Genomic DNA, 14,644 nt, shown 5'->3' with positions numbered 1-14,644 from the left:
GCTGCGCGATCAGCGCAGATCGGATGCGTTCAGCTTCCAGCCCAACTCAAGCAGCCAGGCGTCAGCGGGATTCCGGTCAAAGGCCGATGCCGCCAATTCGCGAAGCGCGCGCGCGGCAGAAACCGTGCTGGCTTCCACGACAAACAATGGGTCCAGCGTGCGATTCTCTTTGGACTCGCGCGGAAGCGGCGTGCTCAGTGTCGTGTCGGGCACCAGCAGGTACGACTGAACAAAACCATCGGCGTCGGCCAGTTTTTCGCCCAGCTCGCGGGCCTGCTCAATCAGCGCCTGGGCATCCCCTGCTTGCGGCAAAGGCAGCACCACCAGCTGGCTGCCGCTGCCAAAGCCCGTGACGGCTTCCACCGAGCAGACGCGGCGCATGGGATTGCGCATGCGGTCCAGATTGGCCACGGACCACGGCGTCTGGCGCTCGAAGGCGGCGCGGTAATCAGCGGTTGTGAAGGCGTCCAGCGATTCAGTACGGTACAGGCCCAGGTACTTTCGCCCGCCGCTTTGCGACACGTAGCGCGCGCCGGACAGGAAGCCCGGGATGCGCACGCGTTCTTCCACGTGTTCGCGGTCGTACCAGCGGTTGAAATCGGGCTCGTCGGCAGCGTCAACGTCAGACGCGACAAACAACAGGCCATGGGAAGGCAAAGCAGAAGCGGCAGATGAATTCATAAACAGAAGACCGGAAAAACCTTCGATTGCGGAAGGCCCAATCTTCAGCCGCCAGGCGGTGCGCGGACAAACGAGTAATTCTTCCGGGCAGCAACAGAATTACTGAAAGCCACCCTAGGGATAACACTATTGCGCAGAGCCGAAACGCGGCGCTGCCACGGACGTCGTGAATTGATCGGAGGCGCGGCTGGCCAGCTCGGCCACCAATCGGATCGCGTCCGAACCCGCGCTTTCCAGATAGCTCACTACCAGCAGTTGGGGCGGCACGGACATATCGCTGCGTATCACCTGCACTTCCCCGCGTGCCACGTATTCGTAGATAGGGGGCAGCGGCACCAGCGCCCGGCCAAAGCCGCTGCGCACCAGCCGTGCCAAAGCCGAAATTGAACTGACGCAATGCACCTTGCCCAGCGGCATGCCGGCTTCGCGGAACAGGGCTTTCAGCGCCTCGTGCGGCTGCGAACCCGGGCTCATTGTCAGTACCGGTTCGCTCAGCAGTTGCTGCACGGTCAGCGATTCTTCATCGCCCGCGCGTCCGACCCAACCCATTTCCATCGGCAGGCAGGCCGTGCTGATGATGCCCGTGTCGCTGATCAGGTCCGTTTGCAAGGCGATGTCCAAGGTGCCTTCACGCAGCCCCCGATGCAAGGCGCGCGTCGTTTCGGAGGTCAGCTGCACTTCAATACCGGGATAGGTGGACCGCAAGTTCGTCAGGAAACCGATCAGCCAGGTATGCACCACCGTTTCGATGGCGCCGATGCGCACGAGGCCGAACACCTCGTCGCCGCTTTTACCCAATGACAGGATCTGCTGGCGAATCTCCAGCAGCCGTTCGCCATAATCCAGCAGGCGAGTGCCGACGGCCGTCAACCGCAACTCCTTGGCGTCCCGCTCGAATAAACGCGCGCCGATGTCTTCTTCCAGCGAAGAAATGCGATTGGCCACGGCGGCCTGAGTGATGTGGAGGCGGTCGCTGGCGGCTCGAAAGCTGCCCAACCGCGCCGACCACAAAAAAGCTTCAACAAAACGCGTATTCATATTGCACCGGAGCCACAAGCCCGCTTGTTGAGATCACAGAACGCCATGTCCTGATCCGGCTACATCCTACCGCCTTCGGGCCCGGTGCAGCCGTGCGCAGTGCTGCGTCCCCTTCAGTGGTGCGTCATGCACCAAATTGGTTCATGCGCGGCACCAGCACGAAGCCCGCCGGCAGGCCCGTCATAGGGCAGCGGCCCCTGGAAACAAGTTGGCACGAGTTTTGCTTGATGACTGGTATGCAAGCTTGTCTACAAGCCCCCACCTTCCAAGCAGACCAGGAGCCCACATGATCAACCGCAATGCGCCCTACGCCTTCAACGCCACCCGCCGCCGGCTGATCCAAGGGGCCACTCTGGGCGCCGCGGTAATCGCCGCGCCCGCGCTGGTTCGCGCGCAAACGGGCCCGGTGATCCGTATCGGCTTCTGGCCCGTCGCGGCCGGCCTGCCATTCTATGCAGCGGTAGAAAAGGGTTACTTCAAGGAAGCGGGCCTGAATGTCGAACCGCTGAAGTTCGCGGGCGCGCAGCAAGTCATGGAAGCGATGCTGGCTGGCCGCGCGGATGGCAGCGCCAACGGCACCGGTTCCGCCAACCTGGCCATCGGCGAAATCGCATCGCCCGGCCTCTTTAAGATTTTTGCTTCCAATCCCAGCAACGTCAAAAACGTGCTGGACGAGTTCATCGTCGCAAAAGACAGTCCCATCAAATCTATAGCAGACCTCAAGGGGAAAAAGGTCGGATCTGGACCCGGCATCCAGAACGCCACGCTGGCCAAAGCAGTGCTGGAGCGCGCCGGCGCAACCGGGGCAACCGTGGTCGAGTTGGCAATCAGCCAACACGTCGCCGCGGTTGCCGCCGGCCAGTTAGATGCGTGCTACACGCTTGAACCCACCGGCACGGTGGGCCGTTTGAACGGCACCACTCGCGTGCTGGAAACTGGCGTGATCGCCAAGTACGTGCTGGGTGATCCGATGGCGCCGTGGTTTGGCGGATCGGCATCGCTGACCACCGCCTTCCTGAAAAAATATCCGGAAGAAAGCAAGAAATTCATCGCAGCCTATGCGCGCGGCATCGAACTGATCCGCACCAAACCGGCCGAGGCGCGCCCCTTCATGAAGGGCTACACCGCCATCGAAGGCCCCATGACCGAAGAAGTGCCGCTGGCCGCCTACACGCTCTACAACGAGTTCACGCCCAGCGACATCGCGTACTTCCAGAAATTCTTCGACCTGTTCACCGACAAGGGCATCTTTGCGCAGAAGGTCGACGTGTCCGCCATGCTCTACAAGGGCTGATCCATGACAGCCGCAACAAGCAAGCCGCCATCGAAATTCAACACCTCGCGCTTTCTGCCGCTGATTGGACCGCTGGCGCTGTTCGTGGTCTGGGATCTGGTTGTGCGCCTGCAACTGGTCAGCCCCGTATTGCTGCCCACGCCCAGCGCCACCATCGTGGCGCTTGTAAAAGGATTGGCTGGAGGCCCGCTGCTGTGGGATTTCCTGTCCTCGCTCAATCGCACCTTGCAGGCGTTTGTCATTGCCGGGGTCGTTGGCGTGCCCTTGGGCGTGTTGTTGGGCAGCAATGAAAAGGCCTACCGCAGCGTCGAGTTCCTGGTGGATTTTTTCCGGTCTACGCCCTCCTCTGCGCTGATCCCGCTGTTTCTGATGATTTTCGGCGTGACCGACATGAACAAGATCGCCATCGCGGCCTTTGCCGCCGTGCTGGTGATTCTGTTCAACAGCGCGTATGGCGTGATCAACGCGCGCAAGCAACGCGTGATGGCGGCCCGCGTGATGGGCGCGTCGCGCTGGCAGATCTTTAAAGACGTGTTGATCTGGGAAAGCCTGCAACCCACGTTTGTGGGCCTGCGCAGCGGCGTATCGATGGCGCTGGTCATCGTGATCGTGGCCGAGATGTTCATTGGTTCGGACAGCGGTCTGGGCAATCGCATCATCAATGCGCAGCAGGTGCTGAACGTGCGCGAGATGTACGCAGCGATTCTTGCCGCGGGCGCCTTGGGTTATGTGCTGAACATCCTTTTTCTCGTGCTGGAAAAGCGCATGGTCCATTGGAGCGGCCGATAAATGTCCACCGTTATCAACCCCATCATCGAGCCCGGCCCGGCCGTCGCCCCATTTGCACCCGGCCCGCTGGGCACGCACATCACGATACGCGGGCTGACCAAGTATTTTGCGGGCTGGCCCCTGTATGAAGACTTCAACCTGGACATACCCAAAGGCAAGATTGTCTCGGTGTTTGGCCCGAACGGTTGCGGAAAATCTACCCTGATCAACATGATCGCGGGCCTGATTCCCATCGACGCTGGCGAAATTCTTTTCGATGGCAAATCGCTGGCGCAAACCAAAATCGGTTATGTGTTCCAGAACTATCGCGAAGCCATGTTTCCGTGGCTGCGCACGATCGACAATATCGCCTACCCGCTGCGTCTGGAAGGCCGCAGCAAGGCCGAAGTGGATGCGCGCGTTCAAGAGCTGGTGGCGTCGTTTGACGTCAAGTTCGACTTGAACCGCTATCCCTACGAGCTCTCGGGCGGGCAGCAGCAGACCGCGTCCATCATGCGTGCGCTGGCGCCCGGACCTGAAGTGCTGTTCCTGGACGAGCCATTTTCAGCGCTGGACTTCGAGATGACGCTGTTCATCCGCGAAAAGCTGCAAGAGGTCTTCTTGCAGACGGGCACCACCATGCTGCTGGTGTCGCATGATCTGGAAGAAGCCGTGTATCTGGCCGACCAGATCCTGCTCTTGACCAAGCGCCCCACCCGCGTCGCCGAGATTCTGGATTACGGCGATGCGCGCCCCCGCACGGTGGACACCTTGTCCGAACCCAGCTTCATTCAAATGAAGAAACTCAGCCTGGAAATCTTCCAGCGAGAAGTGCGTAAATAATTCACTGAGTAAGTCAGCAAATCAGACTATCCGGAGAGTTCGCCATGACCCAGGAAACCATCGATCAATATGTGCGCAGCGCATTGGCGCTGTCGGGCTACGCGCTGCGCGAGGCCACTACAGCAGAGGTCGTGCAGCAGTTCTCGCGCATTCACGACATTGCGGCAAGCTTCGTTGATGAGCCGCTGCCGGTAGAGCTGGAATCGGCCTTGGTGTTTCGTCCGTGAGCGGCCCCGCACACGACATCGCCCGCCAGGTCCGCAGCGGCGAGCGCAGCGCCACGGCGGTGCTGGAGGCAACGCTGGCACGCGTGCGCGAGCGCAATCCCGGCCTGAATTGCTTTACTGCCATCACGGAGGCCCGTGCGCGTCAGGAAGCCGCGGCCATCGATGCGCGCCACGCACGGGGCGAAACCTTGCCGCCGCTGGCAGGCGTGCCCTATGCCGTCAAGAATCTGTTCGACATTACTGACGAAGTGACATTAGCGGGCGCGCGCGTCAATGCAGCCAACCCGCCAGCGCTGCGCGACGCTCGGTTGATCACGCACATGCGCGAAGCTGGCGCGGTGCTGGTGGGCGCGCTGAACATGGACGAGCACGCCTACGGCTTCACCACAGAAAACACGCATTACGGCGCTTGCCACAACCCGCATGACACGACCCGCATTGCGGGCGGCTCGTCGGGCGGCAGCGCCGCTGCGGTTGCCGGCGGAATGGTGCCGCTGACGCTGGGTTCCGACACCAACGGATCGATCCGCGTGCCCGCATCGCTATGCGGCGTGTTCGGCTTGAAGCCCACCTTCGGGCGCCTGTCCCGCACCGGCTCATTCCCCTTCGTTGGCAGTCTGGATCATCTTGGTCCGTTCGCCGCCAGCGCCAGCGATCTGGCTGCGGCGTACGACGCCTTGCAAGGCCCCGACGCGGATGATGCCGCTTGCGCGCAGCGGCCCGCGGAACCCGTGCTGCCGGGCTTGGCTGGCGGCGCACGAAAACTTCGCGTGGCGGTGCTGGGCGGCTATTTCTCTGAGATGGCGGGGCCGCAAGCCCGCCGCGCCGTCGAGATTGCGGCGCTCGCGCTGGGCGCCACCGCCATCGTGGACTTGCCTGGCGCGACGCAGGCGCGGGCTGCTGCCTTCATCATCACGGCGGCTGAAGGCGGCGCGTTGCACAGGCGCAAACTGGTCACGCATTACGACTACTACGAGCCCTATTCGCGCGATCGCCTTGTTGCAGGCAGCCTGGTGCCCGCAGCGTGGGTGCAGCAGGCGCAACGCATCCGGTATCGCGTTTACCGCGAGGCGCTGGCGCTGTTTGCCCAGTACGACGTGCTGATCGCGCCCGCCACGCCCGTATCCGCCACTCCTATCGGCACAGACTGGCTGACGCTGGCGGGCAAACAACTGCCAGCGCGCGCCAGCATGGGTCTGTTAACGCAACCGATCTCCTGCATTGGCCTGCCGGTGTGCACCGCCCCTACCTGGCCGGAGACCGATCAGGACGGCCACCTGCCGCTAGGCGTGCAACTGATAGGCGCGCCGTGGCGCGAAGCAGACTGTCTGAGCGCGGCGTTGGCATTGGAACAGGCCGGCGCGGCACGTGTACGTCCCCTTTGAATCGACTCCAAGGCCAAGCTATGGAAACCGCTTTCACCGCCATCGACATGCCGCGCACCCTGGCCGATACGGCCTATGGCGCGCTGAAGCGGGACATTCTGGACTTCCGCCTGGCGCCAGGCGACCGCTTTACCGAAACCGAAATCGCCGACCGCCTGCAAGTCAGCCGCACCCCCGTGCGCGAAGCGTTGTTCCGGCTGGAACGCGAGGGGTATCTGGAAGTGCGTCAGCGCAATGGCTGGCTGGTCAAACCGCTGGACTTCAACACGCTGGACCACTTCTATGAATTGCGCAGCGTGTTGGAAGTGGCCGCCGTGCATGCGCTGTGCACGCCTGGGCAATCACCGGACCCGTTGCGCGCCCTGCGCTCGCTGACGGACATCTGGCTGGTAGATGCCAGCGCGCGCTCGACCGATTGCGAATGGCTGGCTGACCTGGATGAACGCTTTCATGTTGATCTGGTGGGCGCTGCGGGCAACCCAGAGATCTCCCGGGTGCATCGCGCTGCCACCGAACGCATACGTATCGTGCGCCGGCTGGACTTTACGCAGCCAGACCGCGTAGACAAGACCTATGAGGAACATGGCGCAATCTTGCGTGCGGTTCTGGAACGCGATGGCGCCACCGCCGCCACGCTCTTGCAAACGCATATTCAAGACAGCCAGGAGGCGGTGCGCAAGATCACGTTGCACCGCCTGTATTCAACGCGCCGGGCAAAAGCCGCTTAGGAGAAGCGCCGCCACCGCGCGGCAACGCTTCTCCTCGCGTGGCAGAACTCAACCAGCGCGCAACCAGCGATGCAACACGCGCGTGATGACCGGAATGCAGACAAACACCATGATGGGCGTCAGGGTGACGCTGGTGATCAAGACGCGCCAGAATACGGGCAGGGCAATCAAGTGTTCGCTGACCAGCATCGAAAACACCAGCAAGACCGGAAAGTAGGCCAGCCAAATACTGACCGCCTGCTTCCAGCGCGGCGGCGCGCTGGCGGCCTTGGGCGCAAACCAGCTGTCCGTACCGCTGACGCGATGCTCATGACTGGCGCGCACCAGGTTTGCGCCGCGCTCGAGCCACATGCGGCGCGGCAGCGATTTTTCCCAACGATTCAGGCTGGCTTCGTCGCTAAAACGGAGCACGATTTGATACTGGTCCCCGCCCTCGGGCGGCTGCAACACGCCCGACCCCAGAAACCCCGGAAAACCTGCCGCCAGGATTTCGCCCTGGCGCATCCAGGACAGAAAATCGCTATAGCGTTCGGGGGTAATGTGCCGGGTGACCAGCATGGTGACCGGGGCAGAAACAGCGGAACTGGACATGGTGGAACTCCTGGGCATCGATGCAGCTTGTTATGCAGTGTTAACCCTAGCAAGCCGCGTGCCAGCTTTGCAGCGCAGCATTTCCCCAGCAGCTAGGGCCGCCAGACCACATTGCCAAGAACTTTGCGCACCGCACAACACACCATATTGGTGATTACCCCTACAACTCGCACCATATTGGTGCAAACCCGGAGATGCCTATGGAAATCAATCTGCCCGACGTGGTGGCTGAAGTCACCGCCGCGTGTAAGCGCTATGAAACGGCGCTGGTGAACAATCTGGTCGACGAGCTGGACACCCTGTTCTGGAACAGCCCGCACACGTTGCGATATGGCGCAGGCGAGAATCTGTATGGCTACGACGCCATCCGCGCCTTTCGCGCCGCGCGTTCTCCGCAAGGTTTGGCCCGCCGCGTACTGCGCACTGCCATCACCACATACGGCACCGACTTCGCCACCGCCAACCTGGAATTTCAGCGCGAGGGCAGCGATCGTACTGGGCGTCAGAGCCAGACCTGGATGCGCACGCCCGAAGGCTGGCGCGTGGTGTCCGCGCATGTCAGCCTGATGACATAGCGCACGCACAAGGCGCTGCATATCAATATGTGCAATCGGCATTGAGCGTGTCACGGTCCAGGTCTACACTGGGTATTCCTTTACACCGTTGGAGCATTTGCCCATGAGCACATACAAGATTGCGGTTTTCGTCGGAAGCCTGCGCGCCGCGTCGATCAATTTGCGTCTGGCGCGTGCCTTGGAAAAACTGGTTCCCGCGGACTTCAAGTTCGAATATGTGAGCCTGGGCGACATCCCGCTGTACAACCAGGACAACGAAAACAACCTGCCCCCGCCTGCCGCCAAGCTCAAGCAGCAGATCGCCGATGCCCAAGGCATTTTGTTTGTCTCGCCCGAGCACAACCGCTCGGTGCCCACGGCTATCAAGAATGCGATCGACTGGGGCTCGCGCCCTTGGGGCCAGAACTCGTGGACGGGCAAGGCCGTAGGCATCGTCGGCGCGTCTCCGAGCGCCGCTGGCACCGCGCTGATGCAACAGCACTTGCGCAATATTCTCGCCGCCGAGGGCGCCAATTCCCTGACCACGCCCGAAGTCTTCCTGCAATACACGGATGGCCTGGTTGATGATCAGTTCAACATCACGAACGAAGGCACGCGCAAGTTCCTGCAAGGCTGGATCGACCGTTATGTGGACTGGGTCAAAAAGCTGAACACCTGATCGCCGCCGCTGCCGGCCGGGGTCAATCCCTGGCCGGCGCCGATCGCCCGCTCTACCTCCGGGCGATCAAGCCCCCCGATTCGTCGGGGGGCTTTTTTATTGGGCCGCAGGATCTGCGCCCCGCCCTTGCGAAGTTATCCCCGTCAACTGTGGAGAAGCTTGAGGACAGTATTGGGGTAGAGTCAAAAATCGTCATCAGTTCAAGCACTTGCGCAGGGTGATCAAACAATGCGCAATCATCCTTTTGGATGAGATTCGGCGTATTTATTCACAAAAAACCTGGATGCATGCCCAGCGGTTTCATGAAGCGTTGAGGGTGTGTGGATTTGTCCCAGCATTCTGTGGACAAGCATGAGGACAGTCTGAGGGCAGGTCGAAAATCCCCAACGATATCAACGCCCTGCAAGGGGTGGTCAACAATAGCCCAATCGCCTGAATCGGAGCCGATGTTGTCCCCGGCAAATGTGGATAAGCCTGAGGACAGTTCCAGGGCACTCTTCAAATCCCCTTATATCCCAATGACTTGCAGGCAGCGGGCAAAAAACGCTCACATGCGCCGCCGCCCGATGCCAGGCTGTGGACAGTTCACGCGGCCCCAAAAACGAAACAGGCTTGTCCCCATGGAATGTGGACAAGCCTATGAACAGTCGGACAACAAGTCTGAAAAGTCCTTATCCGACAATCACTTGGAAGGCGTGCTCAAAAAAGAAGCAGCGACGGAATTACTCGTTGCCTTCCAGGCGCATACCGATCTTCAAACCGACCTGCCAATGCGCCACCTTGCCATTCTTGATGTGGCCGCGCACCTCGGTGACTTCGAACCAATCAAGATTGCGCAAGGTCTCGGATGCGCGTTCTATAGCTTTGGAAATAGCATCATCGGTGGACTTGGTGGAAGAGCCCACCAATTCGATCTGCTTATAAACGTGATTCGACATAGCTCGTCTCCGCTAAGGGGGGTGAGTCATGAATCGTCGGTGCGTTGGCCTTGTTCCGGCGCGTGCGACCGGCAATCCATTCGAACTCACAGGATACCCCCGCAGCGCCAGCCTGGTGTTACGAGTTTCGACGCGCGGTATGGCTCCAGGCGCTTAGCCGGCTTCGAACTGCTTGAAGCGTTCTTGCAGAAACTCTCGCAACCGTCTGACGGCGGGCGACAGCAGCATGCGATGCACGCAGAGCAAATACAAAGGGGATGGCTCGCTGACGTAGTCCGCCAGCAGCTCGACCAGACGGCCCGCCCGCAGATCGGACAACACGTCATAACGCGACTTGTAGGCCACGCCGTGCCCCGCCAGTGCCCAGCGGCGCACCAGGTCGCCGTCATCGCCCACCCGGTCTCCCTTTACGGGCACCGTCTGACTGGCGCCCTCGCGCTCGAACGTCCAACGGTCGTGCAAGGTTTCACCCAGCACGAAAGACAGGCAATTGTGGCGGCGCAGATCGCCAGGCGCTTGCGGCACGCCATGACGCGCCAGATATCCGGGCGAAGCGCAGACCACACGGCGGTTGTGCTCGGCCAGGGGCAAGGCCACCAAAGCCGAATCGTTTGGCGTGCCGTAGCGCACCGCAATATCGACGGGCTGGCGGTACAGATCCGCCAACCGGTCGCTGATACGCACCTGGAAACTGACCCGCGGATGCTGGACCTGAAAGTCATCCAGCCAGGGCAGCAACACGTGCCGCCCCAGATCAGACGGTATGGATATCGACAAGGTGCCAGAGATGCCAGTCTTGTCGCGTGCCATGGCATTTTTGCCCGCTTCAAGCGTAGACAGCGCAGACCGGGCGTATTCTAGATAACGCTCGCCATCGCTCGTCAGGCGCAAGCTGCGGGTGGAGCGCACGAACAAGCGCGTGTCCAGCGTCAATTCCAGGCGTTTGAGCGCCGCGCTGGCGACCGCTGGCGTCAGATCCAATTCGCGTGCGGCGGCAGAAAAGCTGCCCTGATCGGCCGCTGCAACAAAGATCTTCAAGTCTTCGAACCGGACCATGGCTGCCTTATTTTCAAAAAATTATTGAAACTGAGTCCGATGCTAGCCGGTTTTTCATCGCTTCGGACTGGGTAATGATGGCCCTACCCCCGAGACCCTTTGGAGTCACCGCATGAAAATCGAACTACACGGCAAGAAGGCCCTCGTCACCGGATCATCCGGCGGCATTGGATTAGCCATCGCTTTAGGACTGGCTGAAGCTGGCGCGCAAGTCGTTCTGCATGGCCGCAACGCCGATAAGCTGGCCCGAGCCGCGGCCACCATCACTCAGAAATTTCCCGACGCGCAGGTCAGTACCGTGCAGGCGGACCTGGCTACAGCGGATGGCGCCGCATCGGTCAGCGCCGCTCATCCTGACGTGGATATCCTGGTCAATAACGCTGGCTTTTTCGCGCCTAAATCGTTCACCGAAATCACGGACGATGACTGGCAAAACATGTTGAACACGAATGTCATGAGCGGCATCCGCCTGTCGCGCTATTACCTGCCGCGCATGATGGCCGCCAACTGGGGCCGCGTAATCTTTATTTCCAGCGAATCCGGAGTGCAGATTCCTGCCGAAATGATCCACTACGGCGTCAGCAAAACCGCGCTGCTGGGCGTTTCGCGCGGCTTGGCCGAATTGACCGCCGGCACGGGCGTCACCGTCAACGCCGTGCTGCCCGGCCCTACCCGCTCTGAAGGCGTGGCCGATTTCTTCGCCGAGATGGCCAAGGAACAAGGCGTATCGCAAGCCCAGATGGAACAAGACTTTGTTGCCCAGCACCGCCCGACGTCGCTGCTGCGCCGGCTGGCCACGGTGGAAGAAGTGGCCAATATGGTTGTCTACACCTGCTCCACACAAGCCTCGGCCACCAACGGTGCCGCGTTGCGTGTCGATGGCGGCGTCGTCCGCTCCATTCTTTGATCCCTGAGTTGAGCCCAATGAAAGCTATTGCCTACTTCAAGAATCTGCCGTCCTCCGACGCCGAATCTTTGCAGGACATCACGGTCGCCGAGCCGGTGCCCGGCGATCACGACCTGCTGGTCGATGTGCACGCCATCTCGGTCAATCCGGTGGACGTGAAGATCCGCGCCAACCGCCCCGCTAAAGAGGGCAAGCCGGAGATCATTGGCTGGGACGCTGCCGGAGTGGTCCGCGCCGCAGGCGCCAAGACCAGCCTGTTCAAGCCCGGCGACCGCGTCTGGTACGCAGGCGCGTTGACTCGCCCCGGCGCCAACAGCGAGCGGCATGTGGTGGACGAGCGCATCGTCGGCCATATGCCGAAAAGCCTGGACTTCGCCCAGGCTGCGGCGCTGCCACTGACCACCATCACCGCCTGGGAACTCCTGTTTGACCGCCTGCGCGTGCTGGACAACGCTGCGCCCAGCCAGCGCAGTTTGCTGGTCATCGGCGCGGCCGGCGGCGTGGGTTCCATTCTGGTGCAATTGGCCCGCCAACTGACCGGATTGACCGTAATCGGAACCGCCTCACGCCCTGAAACGCAGGCCTGGGTGCGCGAGCTGGGCGCCCATCACGTGATTGACCACAGCAAACCTTTGACCGAAGAGCTCAAACGTATCGGCTTTGATCAGGTCAGCTACATTGCCGGCCTGAACCAGACCGACAAGCACTTCCCGCAAATGGCCGAAGCGATCGCCCCGCAAGGAAAAATTGCGTTGATCGACGACCCATCTGCCATCGACGTGCGCCTGCTGAAAGGCAAGTCGGCATCTTTGCACTGGGAATTCATGTTTGCCCGCCCGCTGCACAACACGCCCGACATGATCGCCCAGCACGAATTGCTGAACCAGGCTGCCCGCCTGATAGACCGCGGCACGCTGCGCACGACTCTGGGAGAGCACTACGGCAAGATCAACGCCGAAAACCTGCGCCGTGCGCACGCCTTCCTTGAAAGTGGCAAGGCGCAGGGCAAGGTGGTGCTGGAAGGCTTCTGATCCTGCCATTGCGAGATATCTCGCCCGCCACGGGCGGGATAGCTCGCTATTACAGCCGGAAAGCGGTAAAAACTCGGGCGTACCGTTGTCGCGCCATTTTCAGGAGTTTTTTCTGCTTGCCCACCTGATCGAACAGATGCTTGAGCCCCTGCTGTGGGGCATGGTCGCGTTCACCCTGGCCATGCTCCGCGTGGCGCCATTGCAAGGATGGAGAGCCGTCATCGTTGCGGGCATCTCGGCCGGCATGGTGTTCGACACGATCCAGTTCCGCGTGGGCCCGCCACGGCTGTGGGATACGCTGGTTGTGGAGTCAATCGTGGCCGCGCTGCTGGCAGGCGCCGTGCTGGAAACGGCGTTTCATCTGTTCCAGCGGCTGCGCGCCGCCCGGCGCGCATAAAGCGCCCTCGCAGCCTTAGCCGCGCCCTTCCCGCTTCGCGCGGGCATGCGGATCATTGATCTCTGACTCCAGCTCGGCAACCAGCCATTGAAACCAGCCGTTCTCGGTGCGGGCGTAGACCACTGCTGCGGGAATCTTTCCGTCGCGCCATCCAGCCTGATGCGTGTCCATCCAGGCGGACAGACTCTTGTGCGGCGCCAGCAGGCCAGACAACCAGGTCCAGACATACTCCGGCACGTTGCGGCGAAAGCCCTTGGCACTGGCGTAGATGGTGGGCTCAAGCGGCAGGCTGCCCGAGCGGGCCAGCTTCTCTTGCACCCGGCGCAGCGTTTCGGCCGCAGCCTGCAATTGTTCGGTGCTGAGCTTTTTCACGAGGGAACTCCTAGACTGGTTTTGTCCGGATTATCGCCGGAGGAAGCGACGCTCTCCAAGCGCCATGTTCGAACGCAGCCCCGCGTCAGCCGCGCGTGCCGCGCGCTAGCGTCAAGCCCAGCAACGCAGTGGCGCTAAAGCGCGAGCCCGGGTCCAGCACCTGCATGCCGGTGCGCGTGTCTCCCGAGGCCGCCAGATTGAAGGCATCCGCCAAATTGGTCACCGGTTCAACGCATAGAAAATCCGCGCCCGGCGCGGTGTAGACCACCACATGCGCAAACGCCGGGTCTGCATGCAGCGCCAGTTCGTGGCCGTCTGGCCAATGCAAGGTGGCGCGCCCCGCCCATTGCGACAGGTAGGTGTCGCAACCTTCGGCCGACTGGCGTAGCTCACGCACATGCTTGACCTTGCTGCCCGTAGGCAGCCCGTCCGCATCAGCGGGCCACACACGGCGCGCATTCAAGGTGACCCGTTCTGCCGTGAAGTAAGGATGAATCCCCAAACCGAAGGGCATGGGCGTATCGCCATGATTGATGATCGCCAGGCTCAGGTTAAGCCCGCGCGCATCCAGCCGATAGCGCTGCACGCATTCAAACGGCCACGGCCAGCCCAGCACGCCAGCAGGCTGATTCAGCACCAGATCAACGCTGTCTTCGGTCAGGTTGCGCACCTGCCAAGGTAGATACAGCCCCGCGCCATGAATCGCATGCGGCCGGCCCGGCACAGATTGCAGGACATGGCGGGCGCCATTGAACGTAAACACCCCGTCCCGGATGCGGTTGGAATACGGCGTCAAGGGATAGGACCCGGCGCGCGGCCACTTGCCGGCCGGCCATTCTGTGGCGGTCAACGGCACAATCCAGTCATGCGCGCCGGTGGACAAGCGGGTCAAGCGCCCGCCGCCACCCGGCGCGAATTCGGCCCGGTGCGCGCCGCTGGCGATCGTTACGCGCTCGGTCGCGTCAACACCCTGGGCAAAAGGTAAATCCGGCATCTGCTGCTCCGGCGGCATACACAGTGCCGCTGTCGTGCGATTGTGCCGGGCGCGGTCTGGCGCAGCAAGCCTGGCCGTCTGGATGCCGCAGCAAACTCAAACGAATTGCGACGCCGAGCGCGCCCTTGTGCGCGAGCACTTTGATGACTGCTGGGTTTGGG

Annotated in this window: 18 protein-coding genes; 11 read left to right on the top strand and 7 right to left on the bottom strand. The window is 61.7% G+C overall.

From position 1 onward, the window contains the following. Positions 1 to 9 precede the first annotated feature (9 nt). Together RAS12_RS00890 and RAS12_RS00885 are read right to left on the bottom strand one after the other, a co-directional pair. Positions 10 to 681, bottom strand: a complete 672-nt coding sequence (locus RAS12_RS00890) for a DUF4286 family protein (protein ID WP_306944567.1) — start codon at positions 679 to 681, stop codon at positions 10 to 12. Positions 682 to 807: 126 nt separating this feature from the next. Next, positions 808 to 1,719 carry a LysR family transcriptional regulator gene (locus RAS12_RS00885; RefSeq protein WP_306944565.1) on the bottom strand — a complete coding sequence of 304 codons (912 nt, stop codon included), beginning with the start codon at positions 1,717 to 1,719 and terminating at the stop codon, positions 808 to 810. Between the two features lie 286 nt (positions 1,720 to 2,005). Here RAS12_RS00885 and RAS12_RS00880 point away from each other — a divergent pair, with 286 nt between their 5' ends. From RAS12_RS00880 to RAS12_RS00855, 6 genes are read left to right on the top strand one after another with little or no spacing between them, the layout of a single operon-like run. After that, positions 2,006 to 3,013: an ABC transporter substrate-binding protein gene (locus RAS12_RS00880; protein ID WP_306944563.1), complete on the top strand. Its 1,008-nt coding sequence runs from the start codon at positions 2,006 to 2,008 to the stop codon at positions 3,011 to 3,013. Between the two features lie 3 nt (positions 3,014 to 3,016). Further along, on the top strand, positions 3,017 to 3,802 hold the full coding sequence (locus RAS12_RS00875) for an ABC transporter permease (RefSeq protein WP_306944561.1): 786 nt from the start codon (positions 3,017 to 3,019) through the stop codon (positions 3,800 to 3,802). Beyond that, a complete protein-coding gene (locus RAS12_RS00870; RefSeq protein WP_306944560.1) occupies positions 3,803 to 4,624 on the top strand; it encodes an ABC transporter ATP-binding protein in 822 nt (273 codons plus the stop codon). Positions 4,625 to 4,668: 44 nt separating this feature from the next. After that, positions 4,669 to 4,851 carry a DUF4089 domain-containing protein gene (locus tag RAS12_RS00865; RefSeq protein ID WP_306944558.1) on the top strand — a complete coding sequence of 61 codons (183 nt, stop codon included), beginning with the start codon at positions 4,669 to 4,671 and terminating at the stop codon, positions 4,849 to 4,851. Then, the gene (locus tag RAS12_RS00860) at positions 4,848 to 6,236 is read left to right on the top strand and encodes an AtzE family amidohydrolase (RefSeq protein WP_306944556.1); all 1,389 of its coding nucleotides are present in this window, start codon (positions 4,848 to 4,850) and stop codon (positions 6,234 to 6,236) included. Before RAS12_RS00865 ends, RAS12_RS00860 begins: the two co-directional genes overlap by 4 nt. 20 nt (positions 6,237 to 6,256) lie before the next feature. After that, entirely contained in the window at positions 6,257 to 6,964 is a 708-nt protein-coding gene (locus RAS12_RS00855; protein WP_306944554.1) for a GntR family transcriptional regulator, read from the top strand. Between the two features lie 48 nt (positions 6,965 to 7,012). On the opposite strand, the gene RAS12_RS00850 is transcribed toward RAS12_RS00855, so the two are convergent. Then, the gene (locus RAS12_RS00850; protein ID WP_306944552.1) at positions 7,013 to 7,555 is read right to left on the bottom strand and encodes an antibiotic biosynthesis monooxygenase; all 543 of its coding nucleotides are present in this window, start codon (positions 7,553 to 7,555) and stop codon (positions 7,013 to 7,015) included. 200 nt (positions 7,556 to 7,755) lie between these two features. Between RAS12_RS00850 and hpxZ the strand changes: the two genes are divergently transcribed. Both hpxZ and RAS12_RS00840 read left to right on the top strand, forming a co-directional pair. Continuing rightward, positions 7,756 to 8,130 carry an oxalurate catabolism protein HpxZ gene (gene hpxZ / locus RAS12_RS00845; protein ID WP_306944550.1) on the top strand — a complete coding sequence of 125 codons (375 nt, stop codon included), beginning with the start codon at positions 7,756 to 7,758 and terminating at the stop codon, positions 8,128 to 8,130. Between the two features lie 103 nt (positions 8,131 to 8,233). Next, positions 8,234 to 8,788: an NADPH-dependent FMN reductase gene (locus tag RAS12_RS00840; RefSeq protein WP_306944548.1), complete on the top strand. Its 555-nt coding sequence runs from the start codon at positions 8,234 to 8,236 to the stop codon at positions 8,786 to 8,788. Positions 8,789 to 9,510: 722 nt separating this feature from the next. Here RAS12_RS00840 and RAS12_RS00835 read toward each other — a convergent pair. Together RAS12_RS00835 and RAS12_RS00830 are read right to left on the bottom strand one after the other, a co-directional pair. Beyond that, positions 9,511 to 9,726, bottom strand: a complete 216-nt coding sequence (locus tag RAS12_RS00835; RefSeq protein ID WP_306944546.1) for a dodecin — start codon at positions 9,724 to 9,726, stop codon at positions 9,511 to 9,513. Between the two features lie 153 nt (positions 9,727 to 9,879). After that, positions 9,880 to 10,782: a LysR family transcriptional regulator gene (locus tag RAS12_RS00830; protein ID WP_306944544.1), complete on the bottom strand. Its 903-nt coding sequence runs from the start codon at positions 10,780 to 10,782 to the stop codon at positions 9,880 to 9,882. Between the two features lie 112 nt (positions 10,783 to 10,894). Between RAS12_RS00830 and RAS12_RS00825 the strand changes: the two genes are divergently transcribed. From RAS12_RS00825 to RAS12_RS00815, 3 genes are all read left to right on the top strand, one after another. After that, the gene (locus tag RAS12_RS00825) at positions 10,895 to 11,689 is read left to right on the top strand and encodes an SDR family NAD(P)-dependent oxidoreductase (RefSeq protein WP_306944542.1); all 795 of its coding nucleotides are present in this window, start codon (positions 10,895 to 10,897) and stop codon (positions 11,687 to 11,689) included. A 17-nt stretch (positions 11,690 to 11,706) separates the two neighbouring features. Further along, complete coding sequence (locus RAS12_RS00820; protein ID WP_306944540.1) at positions 11,707 to 12,720, top strand: zinc-binding alcohol dehydrogenase family protein; 1,014 nt, start codon at positions 11,707 to 11,709, stop codon at positions 12,718 to 12,720. An 85-nt stretch (positions 12,721 to 12,805) separates the two neighbouring features. After that, on the top strand, positions 12,806 to 13,117 hold the full coding sequence (locus RAS12_RS00815; RefSeq protein ID WP_306944538.1) for a hypothetical protein: 312 nt from the start codon (positions 12,806 to 12,808) through the stop codon (positions 13,115 to 13,117). A 15-nt stretch (positions 13,118 to 13,132) separates the two neighbouring features. On the opposite strand, the gene RAS12_RS00810 is transcribed toward RAS12_RS00815, so the two are convergent. Next, on the bottom strand, positions 13,133 to 13,489 hold the full coding sequence (locus tag RAS12_RS00810) for a hypothetical protein (protein ID WP_306944536.1): 357 nt from the start codon (positions 13,487 to 13,489) through the stop codon (positions 13,133 to 13,135). Between the two features lie 85 nt (positions 13,490 to 13,574). Beyond that, on the bottom strand, positions 13,575 to 14,483 hold the full coding sequence (locus tag RAS12_RS00805) for an aldose epimerase family protein (protein WP_306944533.1): 909 nt from the start codon (positions 14,481 to 14,483) through the stop codon (positions 13,575 to 13,577). Positions 14,484 to 14,644 lie beyond the last annotated feature (161 nt).

It is taken from the genome of Achromobacter seleniivolatilans (assembly GCF_030864005.1).
In the GTDB taxonomy this organism is placed as follows: domain Bacteria; phylum Pseudomonadota; class Gammaproteobacteria; order Burkholderiales; family Burkholderiaceae_B; genus Achromobacter; species Achromobacter seleniivolatilans.
Note: the sequence above shows the minus strand (reverse complement) of the source record. Positions and strands in the feature narration are given on the sequence as shown.